Here is a 23,612-nt window from a genome sequence, read left to right as displayed (position 1 = left end):
GCTCGGGGCATTCGCTCGGTAAGGTGACCCGCGGACAATCGAACGATTGTCGGCTATCCAGCGGAGGTAAAACGCGTGGCTCTCATCGTCCAGAAGTACGGTGGATCGTCGGTGGGGACCGCCGAACGTATCCGACGCGTCGCTGAACGAATCGTCGAGACCAAGAAGGCGGGCAACGACGTTGTCGTCGTCGTATCGGCGATGGGCGACACCACCGACGAACTGCTCGACCTGGCACAGCAGGTGTGCCCGGCCCCGCCCGCTCGCGAGATGGACATGCTGCTCACCTCGGGTGAACGCATCTCCAACGCGCTGGTCGCGATGGCCATCCACTCGCTCGGCGCCGAGGCACGGTCGTTCACCGGTTCCCAGGCAGGCGTCGTCACCACCAGCGTGCACGGCAACGCCAAGATCATCGACGTCACCCCCGGCCGCGTCCGCAGCGCACTCGACGAGGGTTCGATCGTGCTCGTCGCCGGCTTCCAGGGCGTCAGCCAGGACAGCAAGGACGTCACGACGCTCGGTCGTGGTGGGTCCGACACCACCGCCGTCGCGCTCGCCGCGGCATTGAACGCCGACGTCTGCGAGATCTACACCGACGTCGACGGCATCTTCACAGCAGACCCGCGCATCGTTCCCAACGCACGCCACCTCGAGACCGTCTCGTTCGAGGAGATGCTCGAAATGGCAGCCTGCGGCGCGAAGGTGCTGATGCTGCGCTGCGTCGAATATGCCCGTCGCTACAACGTTCCCGTTCACGTGCGCTCGTCGTACACCACCAAACCCGGAACGATCGTCTCCGGATCTATGGAGGACATTCCAGTGGAAGAAGCAATTCTCACCGGCGTCGCACACGATCGCAGCGAGGCGAAGGTCACCGTCGTCGGTCTGCCCGACACACCGGGCTACGCCGCCAAGGTCTTTCGCGCCGTTGCCGACTCCGAGATCAACATCGACATGGTGTTGCAGAACGTCTCCAAGATCGACACCGGCAAGACCGACATCACCTTCACCTGCCCCAAGGCCGACGGCCCGACGGCTGTGGAGAAGCTCACCAAGCTGCAGGCCGATATCGGCTTCGCGCAGGTGCTCTACGACGACCACATCGGCAAGGTCTCGCTCGTCGGTGCCGGTATGAAGAGCCACCCCGGCGTCACCGCGACGTTCTGTGAGGCCCTCGCCGACGCCGGCATCAACATCGATCTCATCAGCACCTCCGAGATCCGTATCTCGGTGCTGTGCAGCGACACTCAGCTCGACGACGCCGTGCGCGCACTGCACGCCGCCTTCGATCTCGGCGGCGACGAAGAAGCCGTCGTGCACGCAGGAACAGGACGATAGCCATGACCACAGTTGCAGTCGTAGGAGCCACCGGCCAGGTCGGTGCCGTCATGCGAACCCTGTTGGAGGAGCGCAACTTTCCCGCCGACACCGTTCGATTCTTCGCCTCCGCACGCTCGGCGGGCAAGAAGCTGCCGTTCCGCGGCGAGGAGATCATCGTCGAGGACGCGTCCACTGCGGACCTCACCGGTATCGACATCGCTCTGTTCTCGGCCGGTGCCACGCTTTCGCGTGAGCAGGCACCGCGATTCGCTGCCGCAGGTGCCACCGTCATCGACAACTCGTCGGCGTTCCGCAAGGACTCCGATGTGCCGCTGGTGGTCAGCGAGGTCAACCCCGAGGCGGCGAAGAACCCGCCCCGCGGCATCATCGCCAACCCCAACTGCACCACCATGGCCGCCATGCCGGTGCTCAAGGTGCTGCACGACGAAGCCGGCTTGCAGCGGTTGATCGTTTCGAGTTACCAGGCGGTGTCCGGTAGCGGCCTCGCCGGCGTCGACGAGCTCGCCACGCAGGCACGCGCCGTCATCGACGACGTCGAAAAACTGGTGCACGACGGTTCGTCGGTCGATTTCCCGGCCCCGAACAAGTACGTCGCGCCCATCGCTTTCAACGTCCTGCCGCTGGCCGGCGCGTTGGTCGACGACGGATCCGGCGAGACGGACGAGGACCAGAAGCTACGCAACGAGTCGCGCAAGATCCTCGGACTGCCCGACCTGCTGGTCAGTGGCACCTGCGTGCGCGTTCCGGTCTTCACCGGGCACTCGCTGTCGATCAACGCCGAGTTCGCTTCACCGCTGTCAGTGGAACGCGCTCGTGAACTGCTGGCCTCCGCACCGGGTGTCTCGCTGGTCGACGTACCGACGCCGCTGGAAGCCGCAGGCAAGGACGACTCCCTCGTCGGCCGCATCCGCCAGGATCCGGGCGTCCCCGAGGGCCGCGGACTCGCGCTGTTCGTCTCGGGCGACAACCTGCGTAAGGGTGCCGCGCTCAACACCATTCAGATCGCCGAGCTCCTGGTCTGAGGTCGTGCGCGTTGTGTGTCCCCAGGGGTACGCACAACGCGCACGACGGTCAGTTCAGGCGGTGACCTTCGGCGGAGGCGTCGAAGATGTGCGCATGGGCTTCGTCGATGCGGACGTGAACGCGGTCGCCCTTCTCGGGCGGGCTGCGCCAATCGGCCCGAGCGACAATGGTTTCGGTCCGGCCGTTGATGTCCGCGCGGCCGAACACGAAGGCCTCGGAACCGAGCTCTTCGACGACGTCGATCTCGAGAGCTATTCCGCTGCTCGCGATCTCGATGTGCTCGGGACGAATGCCGAACATCACCTCGGTGGCGGAACCGAGCGTCTGACGTGGGACCGGGACTACCTGATCGGCCAGGCGGACGCCGCCGTCGGTGACCGGAGCGCGGAACAGATTCATCGACGGTGAGCCCATGAACCCGGCGACGAATGCGTTGACCGGGGTTCGGTAGAGCTCACGCGGGGTGGCGCACTGTTGCAGCACACCACCTTTCAGGACGGCGACGCGATCACCCATCGTCATGGCCTCGACCTGATCGTGCGTGACGTAGACCGTCGTCGTGCCGAGCCGACGCTGCAACTGAGCGATCTGCGTCCGCGTCTGAACCCTCAGTTTGGCGTCGAGATTGGACAGCGGCTCGTCCATCAAAAACACCTGGGGCTGCCGAACGATGGCGCGCCCCATGGCAACTCGCTGCCGCTGGCCGCCGGAGAGCGCCTTGGGCTTGCGGTCCAGGTACGGCTCGAGGTCGAGTAGCTTGGCGGCCTCCTCGACGCGAGTGCGAATGTCCTCCTTGTTCGCCTTCGCCAGCTTGAGGGCGAACCCCATGTTCTCGGCGACGGTCATGTGGGGGTACAGCGCGTAGTTCTGGAACACCATCGCGATGTCGCGATCCTTGGGTTCGGAATTGGTGACGTCCTTGCCGCCGATGAGGATGCGTCCCGAGTTGACCTCCTCTAGACCGGCGAGCATGCGGAGCGACGTCGACTTGCCGCAGCCGGAGGGGCCGACCAGAACGAGGAATTCACCGTCCTCGATGTGCAGGTCGAGCTCGTTCACCGCGGGGGTGTCAGAGCCGGGAAAAAGCCTGGTCGTGCGCTCGAACGAGATTGTTGCCATGCGAAATAGATCCCTCCACCGGCAGGAACGTGCCGGACGATCCGAGTGTGGGGTGACGGCGGGAGCCGACCAGCACATAGTATGGGCCCCATCACAACCAGGAGGAAGGTGGCCGGGTGAGCGGCTCCGTGTCCAGACGCACCGCCCTACGTGGGCTGGCGGCGGCCGCAGTGGCAGCCGGAGCAGCAGCCATACCCGTGGCGTCGACGACGCGTCGAGCACTGGCCGACGACTTCCTCCGCGGGCAGAGCCCACTGCTGTTCCATTCGCCGCAGCTGACGCCGTTCCGTGACGAGCTACCGCGGTTGCCGCTGATCAGCGGTACCGAGATCTCCCTCGACGCGCACAGTGCCACCCACTCGTTCCACGCCGATCTCAGGCCCGCTCCTACGTTCGGCTACGGCCAGTGCGACTACCTCGGGCCCACCATCGAGTCTCAGCAAGGCCAGCCCTGGACGCTGAAGTACTCGAACACCACCGCCGGCAATCCTCTCGCCGCCGACGTCGACACCTCGCTGCACGGCATGAGCGAGATGGATCGCACGATGACGCCGACGGCACTGCACCTGCACGGTGCCGTCACCGAACCGGCCAGTGACGGGCACTCCGAGATGCTGGTGCGTCCGGGCGAGTCGATGACTCACAATTTTTCCGGGCTCAATGATGCTGCCGGGCTGTGGTACCACGACCACGCCATGTCGATGACGCGCATCAACGTCTACGCGGGCCTGCTCGGGATGAACCTCGTCCGTGATCGTTGGGACACCGGTACTTCCGACAATGCGCTCGGTCTGCCTTCGGGTGAGTTCGAGTTGCCGTTGGTGCTGCAGGAAAAGATCATGAATCCCGACGGCAGCATGAGTATCCGCTCCAATATCACTGTGCCGCAGGGTAAGTGGGAGGGTGGCGGTACCGGCGACGTCGGCGTCGTCAACGGCAAGATCTGGCCGACGATGGAAGTGGCCCGGGGCATGTACCGGCTGCGACTCGTCAACGCCGGGTCGTACAGCGTGTGGAACCTGTTCTTCACCAACAAGTTACGTTTCTGGGTCATCGGAAACGACGGTGGATTGCTCGACGCGCCGGTGGAAACCACCAGCATCCGGCTCGCACCCGCCGAGCGCGCCGACATCCTCGTCGACTTCGGAGCCGTCGAGGCAGGTGCCCTCGTCGAGCTGCTGAACGACGAGCCGCCTCCGGCGCAGGCCGCGTCCCTCGGAGCCGTCCCGATGCCGATGTTCTGCCAGTTCCGCGTCGCGTCCGCGGCGGGGTTCCGGGGCGGGATGCCGTCGTTGCTGCGCGGGGGAAAGGGGCAGCCGGATCTGTTGCCCGCGTTGCCGACACCCACCTTCACGCGCACTGTCACCGTCAACCAGCCCTCCGGTGGGCTGAACCTCGACATGACGCTGATGAACTTGAACAACCTGCGGTACTCCGACCCGGACATCGAGATGCCCAAGCAGGGCACCGTGGAGATGTGGAACATCGTCAACACGACGGTGGAGCCGCACCCGATTCACCTGCACCTGGCGCACTTCCGGACGCTGGGGCGAATTCCCATCGACATCGCGGCGTACCAACGCGACTTCCCCCGGCCGACGTTCGGCACCAAATGGGCTCCGCCGGTGGAGAAGTTCCTCACCGGGCCCTCGGTGCCGCCGGCCACCTGGGAAGCCGGGTGGAAAGACACCGTCAACACGTACCCGGGCACCGTTACCCAGATCCTCGTTCGATTCCCGACGGCCGACGAACTCGGCTTCGATCCCGACGCCAGGTTCGCGGGACCGGCGGCACACCACGGCGGTCACGATATGAGCGGTCACGACATGAGTGGTCACGACATGCCGGCTACGGGCCCGTCCGAATTGCAGGGGTACATGTGGCACTGCCACATGCTCGACCACGAGGACCACGAAATGATGCTGCGGTACCGCACCGTCGCTCCGTGACGCACGACCCCGAACCTGTCCCGGGTCGAGAGTTGGTTGTATTCGCCGTCAGGTCGGCCCACACTGACCGTGCCGTGTAAGGCAATCACTGTGCTCGGTCGGTCTTTCTGCCCGTCGGCCGACTGCGACAACTGAACGGACCCAGGCCATGACCAGCGGAACGAAATCCGACCCGTGGGCTCTCACCACCGCCCCCGGCACCTCGGCGTACACCATGTACCGTGATCCCGACCACGAGCCACCTGCCCTCGTGTGCCAGGTTGGGTCGACGACTCTGCGATACCGCATCGAGGCAATCGAAGACCTGCACGGTTGGCTCACCGAACGTGGCGACTGGGTATTGCTCGGTGCCGCTGACGAGAAGAAGCCGGCTACGCCGGACACGGTCGAAGCGTGGGGACGCTCGCCGGACAACCCGGTCGGTGGTTGGTACGGGCTCAGGAACGGATACCGCGGCCGCTTCGGCATGTATCTGCCACCGCTACTCGAAGAGCTCGGCCTTGCAGAGCTCACCCACAATGCGCGGAACAACAGCATGCGCGCCTTGTAAGGGGCTCGTTGAAAAAGTCTGTCGGTGGGTGGGTATAGCTTTCGTGGTGTGAAGACATGGGGGGATGTGTTCGAGCTCGGGGACCAGGAATTGGTCTCCGAGCTCGCCGATGTGACCTCCCTCGAAAACGCTCTCGCAGCAAAGAGATTGACGTTGCTCGCCGAGATCGACCGACGCGGCTTGGCGATGAAACTCGGGCACTCGTCCGTCACCCGCTGGTACGCCCGATCGATACGGATCACCGACGGATCCGCCGCCCGCCAGAACGCACTGGGGTACTGGCTGTTCGATCACCCCACCGTGCTCGACGCCCTCGCCGACGGCCGCATCCATGCCGCACACGCCGCCGCCATCGCCGAGGGATACGACGTCGCGCTGGTGGCCGACCCGACGTTGGATCAGGAGCGCCGCGACGGAATTGTCGCCGAACTCCTCGACACCGCGATGCGCAACACCGCGGGGCAGGTGACCTCCCGCGCGCAGGCTTTGGCGCATGCGGCCGCGGACGACGCCCGAGCACGACACACGAAAGCCGAGAAACAAAGACGAGAGCAGGAACAGCAGGAACGCGAGCGTCATGATCAGGAGCGGCGGAAAGATGGTGGTGCGACCGCTACCGCTACCGGCCGGCTGCCCGATCCGGAACCGCCTGCACCCGAGCCTGTTCCGCCGACACCTACACCGCGACCGGTGTCGGAGAACTCGGCACTGAACCGGTTCGACCTGCATGCTCTGGCCAACGGCCGCTTCCAGGTCGGTGGCGACATCGACCGGTTGCTCGCCGAGAAGCTGCTCACCGCTCTGTCGCAGTTGACAGCACCGCGACCAGGTCCCGGCGGGGAGCGCGACCCACGCAGCCCGTCGAAGCGCCGGGCCGATGCACTCGATCAGATCCTCGACCGACACCTCCGCGGCAGCACTCGTGGGTCGGCGGGCGGGTCGCGGGCGTCGGTGCACCTGATCGTTCCCCTGCGGGACTTGCTCGCCCACGGCGCAAACAAGCAAACGGTCAGCACCGCAACGGAATCGGGCGACACCGGTACGGGCGCGGGGAGCTCCTCGAACGGCGGCGACAGCAACGGCTCGCGTCCGCATGGAGTGGCTCGAGGGGATATCGCTGCTCACGGCGAAGCGGCATCCGGATGTGGTGGTGCCGTGCAGAAATGTGTCCCCGAGCCGGGCGACGCGGACTGGCCGTTCCACCTCGACTGGACCGGGCCCATCAGTCGCTTCCTCGCCGAGCTGGTCACCTGCGACGCCGACCTGACCCCCGTCATCGTCGACCACCACGGCGTACCACTCGCGCTCGGACGAACCACCAGACTCGCCTCCGACGACCAACGCATCGCCCTGACCATCCGCGACACCTGCTGCGTCATGTGCGGCCGCCCCGCACAGTGGTGCCAAGCCCACCACATCAGATTCTGGGAACACGGCGGCCCCACCGACATCGACAACCTCGCGCTCGTCTGCGGAGAATGCCACCGCCTCGTCCACCACGGCGACTGGCAGCTGCTGATGGGCGACGACGGACACCCCTACGCCATCCCACCCGAATCCGTCGACCCCAGACAGGAACCCCTCCCCAGCTACCACCGACGAAAACAACGAGCAGCCTGACTCCACGCCGACAGCGGTCCAGCCGATCTATCGGACGGGAGGTACAACCGTGCGGTAGTGCGCCGCGATGTCGCCGGGGGTGGTGAACCAGACGCCGTCGTTGTTGGCGGTCAGGTGCTCGAGTGCAGCACGGAACCGTCGCAGTCGGTAGGGCTGTCCCGTCAGGAAGGTGTGCACGGAGATCGCGAGCACCACCGGTTGCCTTGCCGAGTTCTCCTTCAGCTCGTCGAAGCTTCCGATGATGTTGTGCTCGAACGCTTCTGCGGTCTGATGGTGATGGACGAACATCGGCAGATCGTTGATCTCGTGGGGATACGGGACGCTGAGCAGTGGGCCGCCGCGGGTCTGTAGCCACACCGGTTGGTCGTCGACGGGCCAGTCCAAGGTGTACTGGTAACCGCGCTCCGCGAGGAGGTCCTCGGTGACGCGGCTCGGGTTGGCGCCGGGGCTCATCCATCCTCGGGGCGGCGCTCCCTCGTGTCGCTCGATCGCGGCGGTGACATCCTCGATAGAGCGGCGTTCGGCGTCCTCGTCCTGATCGTTCGGTTGCACGGCATTCGTTCGGCCGTGTGCGACGACCTCGGCGTCGAGTGCTCGGAACGCCGCGGTCAGCTGCGGAGCGTGCTCGTACACCTCGGTGTTGACCAGCAGTGTCGGCCGAATTCCGTACTGCTGCAATGTCTCTGCGATGCGGAAGCCGCCGACGCGATTGCCGTATTCGCGCCAGCCCCAGTTGTACGTGTTGGGTTGGTCCATCGCGGGCGTGTAACCCAGGCCGGGCTGCCCGTCGTCATACGGAAAGTGCTCGCAGTTGACCGCGACATACACCGCGAGACGTGCGCCGCCCGGCCACTCGAACCGAGGCCGATCGACGATGGGGGAGTACTCGAAGCGGCCATGCGAGGGGAGAGCCATGGCCGGGGTATTGCCCGCGGCGAGTCGGCACAAACTGTCGGTCAGTCGGTGTGAGTCGCGACGTCCACCAGGTGGGCGATCTGCGGGTCCCGTGGCTCGAACACTCCGATTGCCGCCAGCTGCGGTGCCAGCTCTTTCAGCGTCGCGATCAGTTCGTCGTGAGCCTCGGTCCCGGGTTCCACGTCGCGGAGCGCGTGCGCATTCGCGACGAACGCCGCCACGGTGCCTTTCCTAATCCGGAGTCCGTCGAACGAGGATCATTCGTTTGAAGTGCGTCCTGGGGACGCACCGAATTGCCGGTCACGGTGGATCTCTTCCGTCGACGTGAGACGTGCCCGCCCCCCCTGGAACGTGGGTGTGCCCGATATCCGCGCGACGATTGGCTCTCGCGATGGCGGGGTCTTCGCTCGAGATCGGAGTGATGAGCGCAGTTGCGACAAAACTTAAAGTCAGGCTGGACTGTTTGTTGTTTTGACGCTACTGTGCGAAGTGTGACTACCGACACAGAGCTCAGCGACGGCGCGCCTACCCCGCGCCGCACGCAGGCCGAACGCACCGCGGGGACCCGCGCAAAGTTGCTCGATGCAGCCATCGAGTGCCTCGTCGAGCTGGGTTTCTCGAAGACCAGCACGCAGGAGATCGCGCGGCGTGCCGGAGTATCCCGTGGAGCGCAGCTGCACCACTTCCCGACCAAGGAGACGTTGGTGACCGCTGCCGTCGAGCATCTCGTCGACCGCCGCCTGTCCGAGATTCTGGAAGCCGAGCCCGATCCGGAACGCGGACCCGAGATCCTCGTCGACGCGTTCTCGGGCCCGCTGTTCTATGCCGCGCTCGAGCTGTGGGTCGCGGCACGTACCGATCCGGCTCTGCACGAGGCAATGGTTCCGCTCGAGCGCCGCGTCGCCGAGGCCATCCAGAGCGGCGCTCAGATCGTCATGGGTAGCCGCATGTCCACCGAGTCCATCGAGCTCAGCGTCGAGCTGGCACGCGGGCTCGCTGTATCGGCTCTGTTCCGTACCCCCGAAGCCGACGCGCAGCTGCGCGGACGGCTCCTCCCCGTCTGGTCCGAAAAGGTGATGGACTCGTGAATTCTGCACTGCCCCAACAAGTCGACGTGCTCGTCGTCGGAGCCGGTTTCGCCGGCCTCGCCGCGGTGGCGAAGATCCTCGCCGCCGATCCGAGTGCCGACGTGACCGTCATCGAGCGAGCGTCGGAGGTGGGCGGCACATGGCGGGACAACACCTACCCCGGGTGTGCGTGCGATGTCCCGACGTCGTTGTACTCGTTCTCGTTCGCGCCGAGCCCGAAGTGGAGTCACACCTTCGCGCGCCAACCGGAGCTGTTCGACTACCTCCAATCGGTGGTCGAGCGGCTGAACGTGCGGGATCGCATCGTCACCGATTGCGAACTGCTGTCGGCCGATTGGAGTGACACGGACCAGCGGTGGACCGTGCAGACCTCGAAGGGCGCGGCGAGCGTCAGAGTTCTCATAGCTGCCACCGGCGCACTGTCGACGCCGAAGATCCCGGACGTCCCGGGCATCGACACATTCCAGGGAACTGTGTTCCACTCCGCGACGTGGAACCACGAGCACGATCTCACCGGAGAGCGCGTCGCCGTGATCGGCACTGGAGCGTCGGCGGTGCAGTTCGTGCCCGAGATCGTCGACAAGGCCCAGCGGCTCACCGTCTTTCAGCGCACACCCGCCTGGGTAATCCCACGTCTGGACCGCACCATCGGCCGGGTCGAGCGGACTCTGTACGAGAAGGTCCCCGCGGCTCATCGCGCGGTTCGCGGCATCATCTACGGGTACCGCGAGGCATACGTGACCGTGCTGGCCGACAACCCGTGGATGTTGCCCGCCGTCAAGGCATTCGCGAAGGCCAATCTGAAGCGTCAGGTCAAGAACCCGACGAAGAGGGCGGCTCTGACCCCCGACTACGCACCCGGCTGCAAACGTCTTCTGCTGTCCAACGATTGGCTGCGGACGCTGGATCGACCCGACGTCGACTTGGTGACATCGGGCCTGACGTCGGTGACCGAGAACGGCGTCGTCGACGCGTCGGGCCGCAACTACGAGGTGGACACCATCATCTTCGCGACGGGGTTCACCCCGACCGAACCGCCGGTGTCGCATCTGTTGCGCGGCAGCGATGGTCGTACTCTCGCGGAGCGCTGGGGCGGTAGCCCGCAGGCCCACCTGGGTACCACCGTCGCCGGGTTCCCGAATCTCTTCCTGATGTACGGCCCCAACACCAATCTCGGGCACAGTTCGATCGTCTACATGCTCGAGTCGCAGGCCAATTACGTCGTCTCGGCGCTCAGCGAGATGCGGGACCATCATGCAACCGCCGTCGAGGTATCCGAATCCGCTCAGCAGCAGCACAACTCGTGGGTCGACTCTTCTCTCGACGGCACAGTCTGGAATGCCGGCGGCTGCTCGAGCTGGTACCTCGACGCCAACGGACGCAACTCGACGATGTGGCCCACGTACACGTTCCGGTTCCGCAACAAGACGCGAACGTTCGACACCTCGAATTACCGACTCGTCTCCGACACCCGTGAATCAGACAAGAAGGCGGTTTCCGCATGAGCGACTACGACGTACTGATCATCGGCTCCGGGTTCGGCGGGAGCGTCGCCGCGCTGCGGGCCGTCGAGAAGGGCTACCGGGTGGCGGTGCTGGAATCCGGCCGACGGTTCGCCGATCACGAATTGCCCAAGACCAGTTGGCGTTTGCGTAAGTACCTGTGGGCTCCGGCGCTCGGCTGCTACGGCGTCCAACGTATCCATCTGTTGCCCGACGTGCTGGTGATGGCGGGGGCAGGCGTCGGCGGAGGCTCGCTCAACTACGCCAACACGCTGTACCAGCCGCCGACGAAGTTCTTCGAGGACCCGCAGTGGGGCGCCGTCACGGACTGGAAGCGTGAGCTGAATCCGTACTACGACCAGGCGCGTCGGATGCTCGGGGTCGAGACGAACCCGACGATCACTGCCTCGGACAAGGTCATGAAGGAGGTCGCCGAGGACATGGGCGTGGGCGACACGTTCACCTCGACTCCGGTGGGCGTCTACTTCGGTGACCGTGGCAAGACCGCACCCGACCCGTTCTTCGGTGGTGCCGGCCCCGAGCGGACCGGGTGCACCGAGTGTGGTTCGTGCATGACGGGTTGCCGCGTCGGCGCGAAGAACACCCTCGTCAAGAATTACCTCTACCTCGCCGAACGTGCAGGCGCACACATCCTTCCGCTGACGACCGTCGTGGACGTCCGCCCGAACGGCAGCGGCTACGACGTGGTGACGCGGCGCACCGGCGGCAAGTTGCGCCGCAAGGAGAAGACGATCACCGCCGATCAGGTGGTCTTCTCGGCAGGCACCTATGGAACGCAGAAGCTCATGCTCGCCGCCAAGGAGACGGGCTCTTTGCCACGGCTGTCGAACAAGATCGGTTCGTTGGTACGTACCAACTCCGAGGCCGTGCTGGCCGCAACGGCGCGCGGACGCGAGGTCGATTACCACGAGGGAGTGGCGATCACCTCGTCGTTCCATCCGGACGATCACACGCACATCGAACCCGTGCGATACGGCAAGGGCAGCAACGCAATCGGGCTGCTGCAAACCGTTCTCAGCGACGGCGGCGGCAAGGTGCCGCGGATTCTCAAGACGCTCGGAGTGGCGCTGCGTCACCCCGGCGCGGCGGCCCGCAGTCTGTCGGTTCACAGGTGGTCCGAACGCACCGTCATCGCTCTGGTGATGCAGACCGACGACAACTCCCTCGAACTCGGCTCGAAGAAGGGGCCGTTCGGGCGTCGTCTGACGAGTCGGCCCGGGGCGGGCGATCCGCCGCCGCAGTGGATTCCGCAGGGGCACACGGCTATCAGGTTGCTCGCCGACAAGATCGGCGGCGATCCGGGCGGGTCGATCGCCGAGATCGTCAACATTCCGATGACCGCGCACTTCCTCGGCGGCTGCGCCATCGGTGATTCACCGAATACCGGTGTGATCGACGGCTACCAGCGGGTGTACGGGTACGAGGGCTTGCACGTGCTCGACGGGTCTGCCGTCAGCGCCAACCTCGGCGTCAATCCGTCTCTGACCATCACCGCGCAGGCCGAGCGGGCAATGGCGTTGTGGCCCAACAAGGGTGAGCCGGACCGTAGGCCTGCCGTCGGCTCGGGTTATGTCGAGGTGGCACCGGTTCAGCCGTCCAACCCGGTGGTGCCGGTGACCGCGCCGGGCGCGCTGCGCCTGCCGCTGACCGTCGTGGGGAGGGACTCCTGATGTGGAGCGTCGCCGAGTCGGAGACCGAGCGCACCGATTGGCCGGTCAGCCCCGCTGCGCCGTGGCCGGCGAACGTCCGAGCCACGATCTGGTGGCATCGCGCCCGGTCGTCGGATTTCGCGCCTGCCGGCGCGAAGACGTTGCCGATCACGATGTGCATGGTCGTCGACTACATGACGTCACCCGTCGGTCCCTACCGCGAGATACTGGCGAGCCCGGTGTTGCGCCGGGACGTCGGAAAGATTCCGCGGATGTCGGTGCCGTTCATCGCCGTGGATTCCGCGACGTCGGTGCACGGCGGCAGGACCAACTGGCATCTGCCCAAGGTGCTGGCCGAGTTCGACGGCGACGTGCTGAACAAGGCCGGGGTCAGCGGTGGGGACTGGTCGGTGCGGACCGGCTCCCGCGGCTTCGGGCCCGCTTTTCCGATGCGCGGATCGATCGGGTTCGCGCAGCCGGTGCCCGGCGGATCGGCTCTCGGCGTCGCAAGTTTGAAGGGGAAAGCCAGGTTGGCCCGGGTGGAGGTGGATGCGTCGGGGCCGACGCTCGATCGCTGGATGCCGTCGGGCACGTATTTCGGGTTGCAGATCGTGTCGGGTTCGATGCGGACGGGCGAAGCGCGGCTGGTGCCCTGACGGCAATCCTTTTCTTGACTTAGTACAGATTGATGGCATGCTGGTGGTCGAGCTCGAGGGTTTATGCCGCGTGAGTACGGGCATTCCCCATGAGAATCCGGCCGCGCCCTCGGCCGCACAGATTTCGTCCGGGACAGCCCTCTCGGACTCTCTACAGCCATCAGGAGGCTTCGTATGACCAAGCCGACCACCAGCAAGCCCACAACCAGCAACTCGGGAATCCCCGTAGCCAGCGACGACCAGTCGCTCACCGCCGGCGCACAGGGCCCGATCCTGCTGCACGATCACTACCTCATCGAAAAGATGGCGCAGTTCAACCGCGAGCGAGTCCCGGAGCGCGTCGTGCACGCCAAGGGCGCGGGCGCGTTCGGCGAGCTCGAGATCACCGGTGACATCAGCAAGTACACCAAGGCGAAGGCGTTGCAGCCCGGCGCGAAGACCGAGATGCTGGCACGGTTCTCCACCGTCGCCGGCGAGCAGGGTAGCCCCGACACCTGGCGTGATCCGCGCGGCTTCTCGCTGAAGTTCTACACCGAGGAAGGCAACTGGGACCTCGTCGGCAACAACACGCCGATCTTCTTCGTCAAGGATCCGATCAAGTTCCAGGACTTCATCCGCAGCCAGAAGCGCATGCCCGATTCCGGTCTGCGCGACAACAACATGCAGTGGGACTTCTGGACCCTCTCGCCCGAGTCGGCGCACCAGGTCACGTGGCTCATGGGTGACCGCGGCATCCCGAAGTCGTTCCGCCACATGGACGGTTTCGGTTCGCACACGTACCAGCTCATCGCCGAGGACGGCACGAAGACCTGGGTGAAGTTCCACTTCAAGACCGATCAGGGCATCGACTTCCTGACGCAGGACAAGGCCGACGAGGTTGCGGGTACGTCACCCGACCACCACCGTCAGGATCTGTTCGGGTCCATCAAGAACGGCGACTTCCCCAGCTGGACCCTCAAGGTCCAGCTCATGCCGTACGACGAGGCCGAAAACTACAAGTATAACCCGTTCGATCTCACCAAGGTCTGGTCGCAGAAGGATTACCCGCTCATCGAGGTCGGCAAGATGACCTTGAACCGGAACCCGGAGAACTTCTTCGCACAGATCGAGCAGAGCTCGTTCGAGCCGTCCAACACCGTGCCCGGCATCGGCTTCAGCCCCGACAAGATGCTGCTCGGCCGCGTGTTCTCCTACGCGGACGCGCATCGTTACCGCATCGGAGCGAACTATGCGCAGCTGCCGGTCAACGCCCCGAAGTCCGAGGTCAACTCGTACTCCAAGGACGGCAACATGCGGTACTCGTTCAACTCTCCGGAGACGCCCGTCTACGCGCCGAACTCCTTCGGCGGTCCGTCGGCGGACACGAACAAGTACGGCGACGACGGAGCGTGGGACTTCGAGCCTCGCTTCGTCCGCACCGGCTACATCGAGCACCCCGAGGACGGCGACTTCGTCCAAGCGGGAGCCCTCGTCCGCGAGGTCATGGACGATGCGCAGCGCGAGCGTCTGGTCGGGAACATCGTCGGACACGTCCTCAACGGCGTCAGCGAGCCGGTTCTGAGCCGAGTGTTCGAGTACTGGACCAACGTCGACCCCGAGCTCGGCAAGAAGGTCGAGGAAGGTGTTCGGTCGCAGCAGAACGAGACCGCTCCCACCACCGGTGCCGGCGCGATCGACGATCCTGCCGACGAGGCCGCCAAGGTCTGATCCGGACGTTCCTGGGATCGGCGTCACAACGACGCCGATCCCGGAATAACCGGCGCAGTGCCGCCGTTGTGCAATACAGACGGAAGCACAATAATGGCGTGCGATGCACACCGTCGTACAACGGCAGGGAGGCCACATCATGACGAACCCCATCACCAGCACCCTCGACGCAGGTCAGCAGAAGATCGCGGGCGACGCTCTGCAGGGCACCGTCGTCGACCTGATCGATCTCTCGCTCATCGCGAAGCAGGCGCACTGGAACGTGATCGGCAAGAACTTCCGGTCCGTGCACCTCGAGCTCGACGAATTAGTCACTGCTGCACGTGAATTCACCGATCAGGCGGCCGAGCGCGCGACCGCGATCGGTGTCAGCCCTGACGGCCGGGCAGCCACCGTCTCCTCGACGGCCGGAACCAAGGGCTTCGGTGCCGGGTGGACCCAGGACAGCGAAGTGGTGCCGGCCATCGTCGACAACATCGCTGCCGTCGTCGACCGGCTACGTGGACGCGTCGCCGATACCGCGGAAGCCGACCCGGTGACGCAGGACCTGCTCATCGCCATCACTGCTCGGCTCGAGCAGTTGCACTGGATGTGGCAGGCCCAGGCCAGCTGAAACCTGAATTCGATGCGGGCCCCTCACCGGTGGTGAGGGGCCCGTTTTGTTTGCGTGTACAGCCCATGGGTATTCGTACGCCCATGTCTGAAAGTGCTCCGAAGGTCGACGCGGTGTTGTTCGATATCGACGGCACGCTCGTCGATTCCAATTACGTCCATGTCGACGCGTGGTCCCGCGCGTTCCGCGATGCCGGGCACGAGGTGTCGTCGTGGCGCATTCATCGTAGTATCGGGATGGACGGGTCGAAGTTGCTGGAAGCGTTGGTCGGTTCGTCCGACAGCGCGCTCGCGCAGGAAGCGAAAACCCTGCACGGGGAGTACTACGCGGCGGCGTCGAAGACCTTGGAAATCCTGCCGGGTGCACGAGAGCTGTTGGCAGAGCTGAGTACTCGCGAGGTCACCGTGGTGCTCGCGACGTCCGCTCCGGAGTCCGAGCTGTCGACGTTGCGTGATCTGCTCGAGGTCGAGGATTCGGTAGCGGTGGTGACATCCGGCGAGGACGCCGAGGTGGCAAAGCCGGAGCCCGACATCATCGGTGTTGCGCTCGAGCGCGCCGGCGTCGACGCCGAACACGCGATCATGGTGGGAGACAGCGTGTGGGACATCGAATCCGCGGGCCGGGCAGGGGTGCGGGCCATCGGCGTGTTGAGCGGCGGTATCTCACGCGCAGAGCTGCTCGACGCGGGTGCGGTGGCAGTGTTCGACGACCCGGCCGATCTGCTGGAACACCTCGCCGCGAGCCCGATCCTTGCCGACAAGGCAAGTGCTTGAGCAACTTCCGAAAGCCTTGTCCGAGGGTCGACGGGTACGTCCCCATCGAAAGTTACGGCGCGATCGGTGACGGCCGGACCGTCGCGATGATCGCCGACGACGGCCGCATCGATTGGTTCCCGGTACCGAATCTCGATTCACCACCGCCGTTCGCATCGCTGCTCGACGCCCCGCACGGTGGGTACATCGAACTGACGCCCAGAGGCGAGTTCACCGTCGAGCGCGAATTCGTCCCCGGCACAAACGTTCTGACCACCACGTTCCGCACCGACAGCGGTACCGTCCGAATCACCGACTCGCTCAACACCGGTGTGGCCGGGCGATTGCCGTGGGTGGAGTTGGCGCGCCGTATCGACGGACTGGACGGAACAGTGGACATGACGTGGTCCGTCGCACCGGGCACGATGCTCGGTATCGCGTCGCCGTGGGCGTACGACACCGAGCACGGAACCGTCCTGCGCGTCGACGGATTGACGCTGGCAGTCCGGACTTTGGGGATCGAAGACGTGCAGCTCGCGGATCGCGACATCAGCGGCGTCTTCACCACCCGCTTGGGTTCTCGTCACGTCATCGGTGTTGTCGGAACCGAGAACGAACCGCTACCGCTGCCCGATCCTCGACACCTCGACGAGGGCATCGACCGGACCATCGACAATTGGCGCGTCTGGTCGGACGAGTTCTCGTATGAGGGCCCGTGGGCGAAGCACGTCGCTCGTAGCGCGTTGGCGTTGAAGCTGTTGCTGCACAGCCCATCCGGTGCTATCGCGGCGGCAGCGACCACGTCACTGCCCGAGAATCGCACCGGTGGCAAGAACTGGGACTACCGGTACGCCTGGGTTCGCGACGCCGCGTACACCATTCGGGCGCTGCAACGGTTCGGTCTGCGTGAGGAAATCCATGCTGCGGTCGCGTGGCTGCTGAAGGTCATTCGGGTCAACGATCCGTTGGTGAACGTGTTCTACACCCTCGGCGGCGAATTGCCGGGCGGCACAGAGCAGCCCGACGTGCCCGGCTGGCGCGGCATCGGACCGGTGGTCAACGGTAACGCCGCGGCGGACCAGCTCCAGCTCATGATCTTCGGAGACCTGTTCTCGATCATTCGGCAGTACGTGGACGCGGGCAACATCCTCGACGCACAGACCGGTCGGCTGTTGGCGACCATCGCGGACGAGGCCTGCGACTCGTGGCAGCGCAAGGATGCCGGTATCTGGGAGCTCGAGGTGGAGCAGCACTACACGAGCTCCAAGCTCGGGTGCTGGCAGGCACTGGACTGCGCGGTGCACCTGGCCGAAGCCGGGGAGATCCCGGGCATACCGGATCGGTGGAAAGCCGAGAAGGAGTGCATACGGCGGTACATCGAAACCGAGTGCTGGTCCGAGGAGCGGCAGACCTACCTCGCGTACCCGGGTGCCGACGGGCTCGACGCGTCGGTGCTGCTGGCAGCCGAGATGAACTTCGATCGCGGAGAACGCATTTCGTCCACGATCGATGCGCTCGGCGAGGAGCTCGGTGCCGGGCCGTTGATGTACCGCTACAGCGGAGTATCCGAGGAAGAGGTCACGTTCGTGGCCTGCGCGTTCTGGCGAGTGTCGGCGCTGTCGTGCGTCGGCCGCGACGACGAGGCCACGGCCCTGATGGACCAGTTGGTGGAAATGTCCAACGACGTCGGGCTGTACAGCGAGATGATCGATGCTTCGGATGGGTCGTTTCTGGGTAACTTCCCGCAGGGCTTGAGCCACCTGGCCCTGGTGAATGCGGCGTTGACCATCGCGCGTTCGCACGACGCCACAGCCTGACAACCGACCTCTAGCGCAAAGTGGGATCGAATGGATTTGGGAATCGACGGTAGAGCCGCACTGGTGACCGGAGCCGACTCCGGCATCGGGTGGCACACTGCGAAGCTGCTGCTGGCCGAAGGCGTCCGTGTGGTCGTCAGCGACAAGGACCAGAGTTCGCTGGACGAAGCCGCAGCGAAACTCGGTGCAGCGGAAGGACAGCTGTTCGCGTTCGCCGCGGACGTGACCGACACCGAGGCCGTCGAGAACCTGGCAGTGCGCACGCAGCAGGCCGTGGGCGACATCGACATTCTGGTGCAGTCCTCCGGTGTCACCGGCGCGCAGGGGCTGTTCCACGAGATCGACGAGGAAGGGTGGCGCTCCACCCTCGACATCGACCTCATGGGCCCGGTCCGCCTACTGCGCGCGTTTCTCCCCGCCCTCCGGCGCGGTGGATGGGGGCGCATCGTGCTGTTGACGTCCGAGGACGCCGTGCAGCCGTACGACGACGAACTGCCGTACTGCTCGGCCAAAGCCGGAGTACTGGCTCTGGCCAAGGGGCTTTCGCGCAGCTACGCGTCGGAGGGCCTGCTGGTCAACGCGGTCTCCCCGGCATTCATTCACACCCCGATGACCGACGCGATGATGGACAAGCGAGCCGAAGAGAAGGGCACCGACAGAGACGGTGCCATCGAGAGTTTCCTCGACGAGGAGCGTCCGTACATGGAACTGGGACGCCGCGGCGAACCCGAGGAAGTGGCCTCGGTGATCACGTTCCTGTGCTCGGATCGCGCGTCCTTCGTCAACGGATCCAACTACCGAGTCGACGCCGGTTCCGTCGCAACAATTTAGGAGAACAGCATGACCAATTTCGGATACACGTTGATGACCGAGCAGAGCGGTCCCAAAGAGCTGGTGAAGTACGCCGTCGGAGCCGAGAAGGTCGGCTTCGACTTCGAGGTCAGCAGTGACCACTACTCGCCGTGGCTCTCGTCCATGGGCCACTCTCCTTACGCGTGGACCACTTTGGGTGCGGTCGCGCAGGCCACCGAGCGCGTCGAACTCATGACGTACGTGACGTGCCCGATCATCCGGTACCACCCGGCCGTCGTCGCCCAGAAGGCGGCGACGTTGCAGATCCTGGCCGACGGACGCTTCACCCTGGGACTCGGCAGCGGCGAGAACCTCAACGAGCACGTCGTGGGTGAAGGCTGGCCCTCCATCGACAAGCGTCAGGACATGTTCGTCGAGGCACTCGAGATCATCCGCGCACTGCACGCCGGTGGCCTGGTCACCTACGAGGGCAAGCACTTTCGCGTCGACTCGGCCCGGATCTGGGACCTGCCCGAGGGCGGCGTCCCGATCGGCATCGCAGCCGGCGGCGAGAAGGCAGTAGCGCGGTTCGCCGAGTACGGCGATCACCTCATCGCCACCGAGCCGGACGCAGACCTCGTCAAGGCGTGGTCGGACAACCACGAGGGACCGGCGCGCTCCATCGGCCAGATCCCGATTTCGTGGGACCCCGACAAGGACGCCGCCATCGATCGCGCGCACGACCGTTTCCGCTGGTTCGCCGGCGGTTGGGCCGTCAACGCGGATCTGCCGACGACGGCCGGTTTCGCCGGTGCGACGAAGTTCGTCCGGAAAGAGGATGTGGCCGACACGATCCCGTGTGGACCGGACCTGGACGCCATCGTCGAGGCCGTGAAGCCGTACTGGGAGGCCGGTTACACCGACATCGCGCTGGTTCAGGTGGGCGACGAAACTCAGGAGCGCTTCCTGGCCGAGGCGGCCGGCCCACTGTTGGAGAAGCTTCGCGCTGCGTCCAGCTGAGCACACACGAGAAGACCCCGATCGAGACCATCGATCGGGGTCTTGTCGTTGTGCGGCAGTGCTACCGAGCCAAGCGCGGCAGGTTCTTCGAGATGCTCGACGTCAGTGCTTTGCCGACGATCGCAGCGAGACCGGGGATCGGGGCGTCGAATCCAATTGTGTAGTCGAGTTCGGTACCGCCGTCAGTGGTGGGGGTCAGCTTCTGCACACCCCAATGACCGCGTAGCGGGCCACCTTTGGTGATGCGGTACTCGATGAGGGTGTTCGGCTCGGAGACGGTTGTGGTCTCCTCGAACGCTGGGAGTGGCCCCAGCTTCAGGCTACGAGCCGATCCGACGCCGTTGCGGGAGGTGTCTCCATCGCGCACCCGGCGGATCTTGGCCAGAAACAACGGGCCGAGGTTCTCGTGTTCGGACAGCGCCGCGAAGACGACGTCGGGAGACGAAGCGAACCGATGGGTGACATGAACGCGGGTGGGGGTCGGCATGCCTCACAGTAGCGCCGATCAGGCAAAGAAAAGGGACCCGCTCGACTGAATCGAGTGGGTCCCTTTTCGTGGTCCAACTGTCGGGGTGGCGGGATTCGAACCCACGACCTCTTCGTCCCGAACGAAGCGCGCTACCAAGCTGCGCCACACCCCGTGTACCGCTGGAGAAGTCTAACTCACGACTGCCTCAGAACGCGAAACGCCCTCGTCGGAGACGTCCTTCGGGCCTTTTCTGGGGGCAGGAGTGAGCGTGATCAGGGTGGCTTCGGGGCGGCAGCAGAAGCGGGCAGGCGCGTACGGCGAGGTCCCGAGACCGGCCGATACGTGGAGCTGCGTGTGCGCACCCCACTTGGACGGACCCTTGACCCGGGAGCGGTCGATCTCGCAGTTCGTCACCAGCGCACCGTAGAACGGCAGGCACAGCTGGCCGCCGTGGGTGTGCCCGGCGAGGACGAGGTCGTAACCGTCCTGCGCGAACTTGTCCAACACCCGGGGCTCGGGGGAGTGGGTGATGCCGAGGCGCAAATCCGCCAACGGGTTCGGCTGGCCGGCGATGGTGTCGTAGCGATCGCGCTTCAGGTGCGGATCGTCGACGCCCGCCGATGCGATCCGGACTCCGGCGACCTCGAGTTCGCGGCGGACATGCGTCACGTCGAGCCAACCGCGTTCGGAGAACGCAGCCCGCAGGTCACGCCACGGAAGCGACTCGCCCGTCGTGCGCTTGTGGTTCTTGTCGAAGTACTTGAAGGGGTTTTTCGGCTTGGGCGCGAAGTAGTCGTTGCTGCCGAACACGAACAGCCCTGGACGCGACAGCAGCGGCCCGAGAGCCTGCACGACGCTGGGAACGGCGCGTTGGTGCGACAGATTGTCGCCGGTGTTGACCACGAGGTCGGGTTCGAGGCGGTCCAGTTCGCGGAGCCAGTTCTGCTTCATCCGCTGGCCCGGCATCATGTGCAGGTCGCTGATGTGCAGTACTCGCAGCGTCGCGGAGCCGGGTTCGAGCACCGCCATCGACGTCTCACGGAGCGTGAACGCGTTGCGCTCGACGAGGGTGACGTAGCCGATGCCCAAGGCCGCAGCACCCGCCGTCCCGATCACCGAGCTCTTGAGCGGTGCCGCTCTGACGACGTCGCGCGTGTGCTCGGCAACCGACCGCAGCTGCGTGGAGGCACTGCGCAGTTGCGTGGAAGCGCTGCGCAGTTGCGCCGAGGTTGGCAGTAACGAGGAACTGAAGTGAACGGCCACCCAGTCCACGATACGGCAGCAAGCCGATATGGACGCGCGAGCCGACGGCTGGGCCGCGTAGCGTTTCTGCCATGTCCGAACTCAAGGCCCGTATCCGAACCGACCTGACAACAGCGATGAAAGCGAAGGACAAGCTCCGGCTGGCAACGCTGCGCATGATCCTCGCCGCCATTCAGACCGAGGAGGTCTCCGGCAAGGAGGCCCACGAACTGACCGACGACGACGTTCTGAAGGTGCTGGCGAAGGAATCGAAGAAGCGCGGCGAATCGGCCGAGATCTACACGCAGAACGGTCGCGGCGAACTCGCCGCCAACGAGCACGCCGAGGCGCAGATCATCAACGAGTACCTGCCCACTCCGTTGACCGACGAGGAACTGGCCACCATCGTCGATACCGCCATCGCCCAGGTCGCCGAAGAATTGGGTGAACGACCAGCCATGAAGCAGATGGGTCAGGTCATGAAGATCGCGTCGGGACTCGCTGCCGGTAAGGCCGATGGATCCCGCCTGTCGAAGGCCGTCAAAGACCGTTTGTGACCACCCATGTGAGTGGAACCTCGTGACGGGTTCACGTGGTCGTCGCAACGTGCAGTCGTTTGTTGTACTCCTCGAGTGGAGTATCCCATCCCAGGGTTTTTCTGGGGCGGTTGTTCAGTAGAGCGGCGACCTCGTCGAGCCGTTCGGGACCGTGCACCGACAAGTCGGTGCCCTTCTTGAAGTACTGACGGAGCAGACCGTTGGTGTTCTCGTTGGTGCCCCGCTGCCACGGGGAGTGCGGATCACAGAAGTAGATCTGCACCCCTGTGGCGACGGTGATCTCGGCATGCTTGGCCATCTCCCCGCCTTGATCCCAGGTGATCGAACGCATCAGTGCCGCAGGCAGTTCCGCGATCTTCTTCGTCATCGCCTCGGCCACCGACGCCGCCGAATGATCGATGGGCAGATGCAGCAGCATCACCAACCGTGACGTCCGCTCGACCAGTGTCCCGATCGCCGACCCGCCCTTGGTGCCGATGATCAGATCACCCTCCCAATGGCCGGGAACGTTGCGGTCGGCGACCTCGGCGGGCCGTTCGGAGATGTTGATCATCCCGCGGATTTTCGATCGCCGTTCGGTGGTGCGGCGGTGCGCCAGCCGCACCGGCCGGCCCGTCCGAAGATGCCTGGTCAGCTCCTTGGTCAGGCCACCTTTGCCCTGAACGAAGAGGGTCTGATAGATCGTTTCGTGCGACACATGCATCTCCGGCGAGTGAGGAAATTCCTTCCTCAGTGTCGCCGAGATCTGCTCGGGCGAGTAGTCCAACTCGAGCAGCGCCTGCACCCGATCGCGCAGCAACGGCGTGAGCTCGAGCTTGCCCTTCTTCGGCCGTTTGGCTGCCTTTCGGGCATCACGCTCGGCCTGATGTGGCTTGTACTGTCCACGGAAGTACTTGTGCCGCTTGAGTTCTCGACTGATCGTCGACACCGCTCGCCCCAGGCATGTCGCGATCGCGGTCATCGTCCAGCCGTCCCGGACACCGTCGGCGATGAACTCGCGTTCCTCCAGTGAGAGGAAACGGCCCGTCGGCTCCGGTGTCGAGCGTGGACGCACGCCACCACGTTCGTACACCCAGTTCCAGCCGCTGCCCTCGCTGATACCGACTGCGAGGGCAGCGTCCTTGATCGTCACGCCACTGCTACGCAGTGACCAGAACGTCATCCGAACCTGATGTGAGAAACCCGGGTGAACCATCGCAAACATCCC

At 65.1% G+C, this 23,612-nt stretch carries 22 protein-coding genes and 1 tRNA gene; 16 read left to right on the top strand and 7 right to left on the bottom strand.

Annotation, left to right across the window (positions count from 1 at the left end; genetic code table 11):
- Window positions 1-75: 75 nt before the first annotated feature.
- The gene (locus tag K414_RS0102635; protein WP_027494523.1) at window positions 76-1,341 is read left to right on the top strand and encodes an aspartate kinase; all 1,266 of its coding nucleotides are present in this window, start codon (window positions 76-78) and stop codon (window positions 1,339-1,341) included.
- Window positions 1,342-1,343: 2 nt separating this feature from the next.
- Window positions 1,344-2,366 (top strand): aspartate-semialdehyde dehydrogenase, encoded by a 1,023-nt coding sequence (locus K414_RS0102630; RefSeq protein ID WP_027494522.1) that lies wholly within the window; start codon window positions 1,344-1,346, stop codon window positions 2,364-2,366.
- Between the two features lie 49 nt (window positions 2,367-2,415).
- Here the strand turns inward: K414_RS0102630 and ugpC are convergent, their stop codons facing one another.
- Entirely contained in the window at window positions 2,416-3,486 is a 1,071-nt protein-coding gene (gene ugpC, locus K414_RS0102625; protein WP_027494521.1) for a sn-glycerol-3-phosphate ABC transporter ATP-binding protein UgpC, read from the bottom strand.
- A gap of 116 nt (window positions 3,487-3,602) precedes the next feature.
- Here ugpC and K414_RS0102620 point away from each other — a divergent pair, with 116 nt between their 5' ends.
- The 3 genes from K414_RS0102620 (at window position 3,603) to K414_RS0102610 (ending at window position 7,605) form a co-directional block, all read left to right on the top strand.
- Window positions 3,603-5,435 carry a multicopper oxidase domain-containing protein gene (locus tag K414_RS0102620; protein ID WP_027494520.1) on the top strand — a complete coding sequence of 611 codons (1,833 nt, stop codon included), beginning with the start codon at window positions 3,603-3,605 and terminating at the stop codon, window positions 5,433-5,435.
- 148 nt (window positions 5,436-5,583) lie between these two features.
- Window positions 5,584-5,985 (top strand): DUF6855 family protein, encoded by a 402-nt coding sequence (locus tag K414_RS0102615; protein ID WP_027494519.1) that lies wholly within the window; start codon window positions 5,584-5,586, stop codon window positions 5,983-5,985.
- 48 nt (window positions 5,986-6,033) lie between these two features.
- The gene (locus K414_RS0102610; protein ID WP_027494518.1) at window positions 6,034-7,605 is read left to right on the top strand and encodes an HNH endonuclease signature motif containing protein; all 1,572 of its coding nucleotides are present in this window, start codon (window positions 6,034-6,036) and stop codon (window positions 7,603-7,605) included.
- Between the two features lie 27 nt (window positions 7,606-7,632).
- On the opposite strand, the gene K414_RS0102605 is transcribed toward K414_RS0102610, so the two are convergent.
- On the bottom strand, window positions 7,633-8,520 hold the full coding sequence (locus K414_RS0102605; protein WP_027494517.1) for a polysaccharide deacetylase family protein: 888 nt from the start codon (window positions 8,518-8,520) through the stop codon (window positions 7,633-7,635).
- Between the two features lie 41 nt (window positions 8,521-8,561).
- A complete protein-coding gene (locus tag K414_RS0102600; protein WP_027494516.1) occupies window positions 8,562-8,741 on the bottom strand; it encodes a hypothetical protein in 180 nt (59 codons plus the stop codon).
- Window positions 8,742-9,011: 270 nt separating this feature from the next.
- Between K414_RS0102600 and K414_RS0102595 the strand changes: the two genes are divergently transcribed.
- The 10 genes from K414_RS0102595 to K414_RS0102550 all read left to right on the top strand — a co-directional run bounded on the left by K414_RS0102595 (window position 9,012) and on the right by K414_RS0102550 (window position 20,137).
- On the top strand, window positions 9,012-9,608 hold the full coding sequence (locus K414_RS0102595) for a TetR/AcrR family transcriptional regulator (protein ID WP_027494515.1): 597 nt from the start codon (window positions 9,012-9,014) through the stop codon (window positions 9,606-9,608).
- Entirely contained in the window at window positions 9,605-11,113 is a 1,509-nt protein-coding gene (locus K414_RS0102590) for an NAD(P)/FAD-dependent oxidoreductase (RefSeq protein ID WP_237606116.1), read from the top strand. Before K414_RS0102595 ends, K414_RS0102590 begins: the two co-directional genes overlap by 4 nt.
- Window positions 11,110-12,801, top strand: a complete 1,692-nt coding sequence (locus K414_RS0102585) for a GMC family oxidoreductase (RefSeq protein WP_027494513.1) — start codon at window positions 11,110-11,112, stop codon at window positions 12,799-12,801. The genes K414_RS0102590 and K414_RS0102585 overlap by 4 nt, the downstream gene beginning before the upstream one ends.
- Window positions 12,801-13,436, top strand: coding sequence for a hypothetical protein (locus K414_RS0102580; protein ID WP_027494512.1), 636 nt, complete (start codon window positions 12,801-12,803; stop codon window positions 13,434-13,436). Before K414_RS0102585 ends, K414_RS0102580 begins: the two co-directional genes overlap by 1 nt.
- Before the next feature lie 174 nt (window positions 13,437-13,610).
- Window positions 13,611-15,143 carry a catalase gene (locus K414_RS0102575; protein WP_027494511.1) on the top strand — a complete coding sequence of 511 codons (1,533 nt, stop codon included), beginning with the start codon at window positions 13,611-13,613 and terminating at the stop codon, window positions 15,141-15,143.
- A 139-nt stretch (window positions 15,144-15,282) separates the two neighbouring features.
- On the top strand, window positions 15,283-15,756 hold the full coding sequence (locus K414_RS0102570; protein ID WP_027494510.1) for a DNA starvation/stationary phase protection protein: 474 nt from the start codon (window positions 15,283-15,285) through the stop codon (window positions 15,754-15,756).
- 83 nt (window positions 15,757-15,839) lie between these two features.
- Window positions 15,840-16,529 (top strand): HAD family hydrolase, encoded by a 690-nt coding sequence (locus K414_RS0102565; RefSeq protein WP_027494509.1) that lies wholly within the window; start codon window positions 15,840-15,842, stop codon window positions 16,527-16,529.
- Window positions 16,526-18,325 carry a glycoside hydrolase family 15 protein gene (locus K414_RS0102560; RefSeq protein WP_027494508.1) on the top strand — a complete coding sequence of 600 codons (1,800 nt, stop codon included), beginning with the start codon at window positions 16,526-16,528 and terminating at the stop codon, window positions 18,323-18,325. Before K414_RS0102565 ends, K414_RS0102560 begins: the two co-directional genes overlap by 4 nt.
- Before the next feature lie 30 nt (window positions 18,326-18,355).
- On the top strand, window positions 18,356-19,156 hold the full coding sequence (locus K414_RS0102555) for an SDR family oxidoreductase (protein ID WP_027494507.1): 801 nt from the start codon (window positions 18,356-18,358) through the stop codon (window positions 19,154-19,156).
- 9 nt (window positions 19,157-19,165) lie between these two features.
- On the top strand, window positions 19,166-20,137 hold the full coding sequence (locus K414_RS0102550; protein ID WP_027494506.1) for an LLM class F420-dependent oxidoreductase: 972 nt from the start codon (window positions 19,166-19,168) through the stop codon (window positions 20,135-20,137).
- A gap of 61 nt (window positions 20,138-20,198) precedes the next feature.
- Here the strand turns inward: K414_RS0102550 and K414_RS0102545 are convergent, their stop codons facing one another.
- The 3 genes from K414_RS0102545 to K414_RS0102535 form a co-directional block, all read right to left on the bottom strand.
- Window positions 20,199-20,624, bottom strand: a complete 426-nt coding sequence (locus K414_RS0102545; protein WP_027494505.1) for an SRPBCC family protein — start codon at window positions 20,622-20,624, stop codon at window positions 20,199-20,201.
- 80 nt (window positions 20,625-20,704) lie between these two features.
- A tRNA-Pro gene (locus tag K414_RS0102540) sits at window positions 20,705-20,778 on the bottom strand.
- Between the two features lie 17 nt (window positions 20,779-20,795).
- Window positions 20,796-21,722 carry a metallophosphoesterase gene (locus K414_RS0102535; protein ID WP_237606421.1) on the bottom strand — a complete coding sequence of 309 codons (927 nt, stop codon included), beginning with the start codon at window positions 21,720-21,722 and terminating at the stop codon, window positions 20,796-20,798.
- Window positions 21,723-21,940: 218 nt separating this feature from the next.
- On the opposite strand from K414_RS0102535, the gene K414_RS0102530 reads away from it, so the two are divergent.
- The gene (locus K414_RS0102530; RefSeq protein WP_027494503.1) at window positions 21,941-22,405 is read left to right on the top strand and encodes a GatB/YqeY domain-containing protein; all 465 of its coding nucleotides are present in this window, start codon (window positions 21,941-21,943) and stop codon (window positions 22,403-22,405) included.
- A 31-nt stretch (window positions 22,406-22,436) separates the two neighbouring features.
- Here K414_RS0102530 and K414_RS0102525 read toward each other — a convergent pair whose 3' ends face one another.
- Window positions 22,437-23,567: an IS30 family transposase gene (locus K414_RS0102525; protein WP_202595090.1), complete on the bottom strand. Its 1,131-nt coding sequence runs from the start codon at window positions 23,565-23,567 to the stop codon at window positions 22,437-22,439.
- Between the last annotated feature and the right edge of the window lie 45 nt (window positions 23,568-23,612).

Origin of the sequence: Rhodococcus sp. JG-3, from assembly GCF_000482405.1 — a bacterium.
Lineage (GTDB): Bacteria > Actinomycetota > Actinomycetes > Mycobacteriales > Mycobacteriaceae > Rhodococcoides > Rhodococcoides fascians.
Note: the sequence above shows the minus strand (reverse complement) of the source record. Positions and strands in the feature narration are given on the sequence as shown.

Bases quoted from the DNA above. Each gene is read 5' to 3' on its own strand.
- K414_RS0102555 (WP_027494507.1), top strand. From the start codon at position 18,356: ATGGATTTGGGAATCGACGGTAGAGCCGCACTGGTGACCGGAGCCGAC.
- K414_RS0102585 (WP_027494513.1), top strand. From the start codon at position 11,110: ATGAGCGACTACGACGTACTGATCATCGGCTCCGGGTTCGGCGGGAGC.
- K414_RS0102605 (WP_027494517.1), bottom strand. From the start codon at position 8,520: ATGGCTCTCCCCTCGCATGGCCGCTTCGAGTACTCCCCCATCGTCGAT.
- K414_RS0102550 (WP_027494506.1), top strand. From the start codon at position 19,166: ATGACCAATTTCGGATACACGTTGATGACCGAGCAGAGCGGTCCCAAA.
- ugpC (WP_027494521.1), bottom strand. From the start codon at position 3,486: ATGGCAACAATCTCGTTCGAGCGCACGACCAGGCTTTTTCCCGGCTCT.
- K414_RS0102530 (WP_027494503.1), top strand. From the start codon at position 21,941: ATGTCCGAACTCAAGGCCCGTATCCGAACCGACCTGACAACAGCGATG.
- K414_RS0102575 (WP_027494511.1), top strand. From the start codon at position 13,611: ATGACCAAGCCGACCACCAGCAAGCCCACAACCAGCAACTCGGGAATC.
- K414_RS0102545 (WP_027494505.1), bottom strand. From the start codon at position 20,624: ATGCCGACCCCCACCCGCGTTCATGTCACCCATCGGTTCGCTTCGTCT.
- K414_RS0102615 (WP_027494519.1), top strand. From the start codon at position 5,584: ATGACCAGCGGAACGAAATCCGACCCGTGGGCTCTCACCACCGCCCCC.
- K414_RS0102525 (WP_202595090.1), bottom strand. From the start codon at position 23,567: ATGACGTTCTGGTCACTGCGTAGCAGTGGCGTGACGATCAAGGACGCT.
- K414_RS0102565 (WP_027494509.1), top strand. From the start codon at position 15,840: ATGTCTGAAAGTGCTCCGAAGGTCGACGCGGTGTTGTTCGATATCGAC.
- K414_RS0102580 (WP_027494512.1), top strand. From the start codon at position 12,801: ATGTGGAGCGTCGCCGAGTCGGAGACCGAGCGCACCGATTGGCCGGTC.
- K414_RS0102570 (WP_027494510.1), top strand. From the start codon at position 15,283: ATGACGAACCCCATCACCAGCACCCTCGACGCAGGTCAGCAGAAGATC.
- K414_RS0102630 (WP_027494522.1), top strand. From the start codon at position 1,344: ATGACCACAGTTGCAGTCGTAGGAGCCACCGGCCAGGTCGGTGCCGTC.